General features: G+C 53.8%; 4 protein-coding genes. All 4 read right to left on the reverse strand.

Going from position 1 to position 2,733, the window contains the following annotated elements:
- Window positions 1-91: 91 nt before the first annotated feature.
- The 4 genes from IJT02_04080 to IJT02_04095 are packed head-to-tail and all read right to left on the reverse strand — an operon-like array spanning window position 92 to window position 2,508.
- Window positions 92-424 carry a V-type ATP synthase subunit F gene (locus IJT02_04080; GenBank protein MBQ7544103.1) on the reverse strand — a complete coding sequence of 111 codons (333 nt, stop codon included), beginning with the start codon at window positions 422-424 and terminating at the stop codon, window positions 92-94.
- The gene (locus tag IJT02_04085) at window positions 414-1,415 is read right to left on the reverse strand and encodes a V-type ATPase subunit (protein ID MBQ7544104.1); all 1,002 of its coding nucleotides are present in this window, start codon (window positions 1,413-1,415) and stop codon (window positions 414-416) included. Before IJT02_04085 ends, IJT02_04080 begins: the two co-directional genes overlap by 11 nt.
- Window positions 1,416-1,428: 13 nt before the next feature.
- Window positions 1,429-2,007, reverse strand: coding sequence for a V-type ATP synthase subunit E (locus IJT02_04090; GenBank protein MBQ7544105.1), 579 nt, complete (start codon window positions 2,005-2,007; stop codon window positions 1,429-1,431).
- Window positions 2,008-2,025: 18 nt separating this feature from the next.
- Window positions 2,026-2,508, reverse strand: coding sequence for a V-type ATP synthase subunit K (locus IJT02_04095; protein ID MBQ7544106.1), 483 nt, complete (start codon window positions 2,506-2,508; stop codon window positions 2,026-2,028).
- Window positions 2,509-2,733 lie beyond the last annotated feature (225 nt).

A 2,733-nucleotide genomic window follows, 5' to 3' on the forward strand; every position in this document is an offset into this window, starting at 1 on the left:
CCCGCCAGCTACGACAAGAGAGCCGGAGATCCTCTCTATTACTCCTTTAATTTCTTTCTTCTCAGGCATTTAATATCTCCCGCCTCCTAATTTACCGTTCCGCAAAAATATCCATACCTACGGCCTTTTCCACACTGCCCCTGATTGAGGCTAAACCTGCTCCCGTTGCTCCCGAAGGGCCGGGCACAGGCAGGACGCTCGTATGATACTTGTCATTAATCTCTTCGACCTTGCCCGTGAACTCCACGAACAGATCTTCCTGTATGAACACGACTGCGTAATCTTCACGCGCCAGCTGCTCAAGCGTAGCCTCGAACGTTCCCCGCGTCTCGGGGGTAAGCACTACGCTACGAATGCCCACAGCTTGGAAGGGTAACGCCATCTCGTAGCTTCCTACAGCCGCCATCGGCCTGCTATCTGCCATTGCTGAGAAGCCTCCTTCCGAACTCGCGGTCAAGTCCTCCCGCAACGCACACCAGAGCTACACGCATATTCCGTGCTTCAGCTTCCTTAGTGAGCAGGTAGAGAAGGACATTCGCCGGAGCATCCATAGAGTACTTAGCACTCTCGAGCACCTTAAGCAGGTAGTCATCAAGAGCTTTCGACACGTCGGACAGCGCGGCCTTCATGTCGTTCTGTTCACCGAGAGCACCGAGCACGCTTCCTATGTCCGTATAAGACAGGATGCGCCCCCAAGTCTCCTGCGGCTCGTTCAGCAGCTTAGCCATGTCGTCAGCGCGTATAGTCCCGCCCTCGTGGAAGAAGGGCAGTGCTTTGGCAGGGTCATACTTTATCCGCGCAAGACGTACCGCGCTCCTGAGGTTCTCCGCGTCAATCCTGCACTTTACCCAGTGAACAACGTCGGGCATGTTCAGACCCTCCGCAACATCGAGCATTGCCCTGAACATCTGATGGTCTATCAGCAGTTCAACGGCCTGTGCGTTCTTCGTTGCGTCCCAGAGCTGCCAGCACTGGGGGATAAGGTCAGTCAAGCCGTAGGGAAGGAAGCCGTATTCTTCCGTCTCGATCGCGTTGGTGAGCTCTTCTGTGTCGATTGTTCCGAGCTTCGAGAGAAGGTCATAACGCCGTCCTTCTGCTTCTCCGCCCCTGACCTTGAAGAGTCCCTTCAACAGAACCTTGACGTTGTGGAAGTCGTAGGGCAGCCTGAAGATGTCGAGCAGTTCCTTGTCAGGCACAAAAGATTTCAGCTCCTCGCACGTCGCGAGAATCTCCGAATCTATGGCCTTGTCGAAATTGCTCCCTGCTCCCGTTATCCACTGAGAATATGACGTTTCGCCGAGTGCCTTCACTGCGTCGTCAATTCCTGCGCTGTCCATAAGGCGCGAGAAAAATGCCGTGTCCAGTATGTGATTTTCCATACCCCGCAAACGTGCTACGGTGTATACGTAACTCACACCCAGCACCCCCTTACGCAAACAACCGCTTCAAGACTTCGGTCTCAATGTCAGCACGGGCATCCTCAATCAGCATGTCCCATGAACAATTTGTGTCAATGCGGTCATTCCTCAGCACAAAGCCGCCGCTTATCGGAAGCCTCTCAGGGCTGAGGGTAAGTGATGTGCTGTGTGATGCGTTGTAGCCGTCAAGCCATCTCTGGTCGAGGTGCTTCTCGTTAGTTCCGACAAACACGACTTCATGACCCGTAACTACTGCCTGAGCCATAAGCCTGTCAGCAAACTTGACGTACTTATCAGGTGCCATCTCCACGAGCTGCTTCAGCGAAGCCTCGAACGCTTCAGTAACCAGACGCTGGCGGACTCCGAGATCAACTCTCTTCGCGTCAAGCTCTGCTACGATTTCGCGCCTTCTGAGGACTTCGGGCTCTTCCTTCGCGAGACGTGCCGCGTATGCATCCTGGACAGCCTTGATTTCGGCGTTGACAGTGCGGCTTATCTCACGTACTTTCGCGTCGTTCTCTGCCTCGAGTGCTTTGATCTGTGCCTGTGATTCGGCTTTAATCTTTGCTTTTATGTCTGCAAGTGCCATCGTCAACACCTGCCCCGTTTAGCCTACCTGTACTCCCATGAGCATCAATATACTCGTCAGAAGCGCAAGGACTGCGTAGGTCTCGACCATTGCCGGGAGGATTATTGCTTTGCCCATTGCCTCAGGCTTCTTGCTGATCATCTGGATTGATGCTGCGGAAGTCTTGCCCTGCCAGATCGCTGAATACCAGCCGACTACTGCGATGGGAAGGCAGGACGCGAGAATCTGGAGTCCCTGATTCCATGTGAGGGCTACTGCTCCTGCACCGCCGAGAAGTCCCAGCTTGTTGAGCACGAAGAAGGCGATTAACAGCCCGTAGATTCCCTGAGTTCCGGGAAGTGCCTGAAGGATAAGGCATGAACCGAACTTGTTGGGGTCTTCGGTCATTACGCCTGCTGCTGCTCCGCCTGCAACACCGATACCGATTGCTGAACCGATGCCGGCGAGTGCTGCTGCCAGTGCTGCCCCGAACAGTGCGAGTGAGAGTCCTAAATGTTCCATAATGATTTACACGTTCCTTTCACGATAGATATAGTGTCTAGTGTTGAGGGTTTAGGGCTGTAGTATAACCCCTATCCCCTAATCCCTAACCCCTAGTCCCTAGCTCCTCACATTTACGTATTCCTGTGAGAGCGTCAACGGGGTAAATGGTTCTCCGCCTCCCGTGTAGAACTTGCCGAAAAACTCTACATACTGGAGCCTCAAGGGATGCACGAATGACCCCAG

It is taken from the genome of Synergistaceae bacterium (assembly GCA_017450125.1).
Classification (GTDB): domain Bacteria; phylum Synergistota; class Synergistia; order Synergistales; family Aminobacteriaceae; genus JAFUXM01.

Bases quoted from the DNA above. Each gene is read 5' to 3' on its own strand.
- IJT02_04095 (MBQ7544106.1), bottom strand. From the start codon at position 2,508: ATGGAACATTTAGGACTCTCACTCGCACTGTTCGGGGCAGCACTGGCA.
- IJT02_04090 (MBQ7544105.1), bottom strand. From the start codon at position 2,007: ATGGCACTTGCAGACATAAAAGCAAAGATTAAAGCCGAATCACAGGCA.
- IJT02_04080 (MBQ7544103.1), bottom strand. From the start codon at position 424: ATGGCAGATAGCAGGCCGATGGCGGCTGTAGGAAGCTACGAGATGGCG.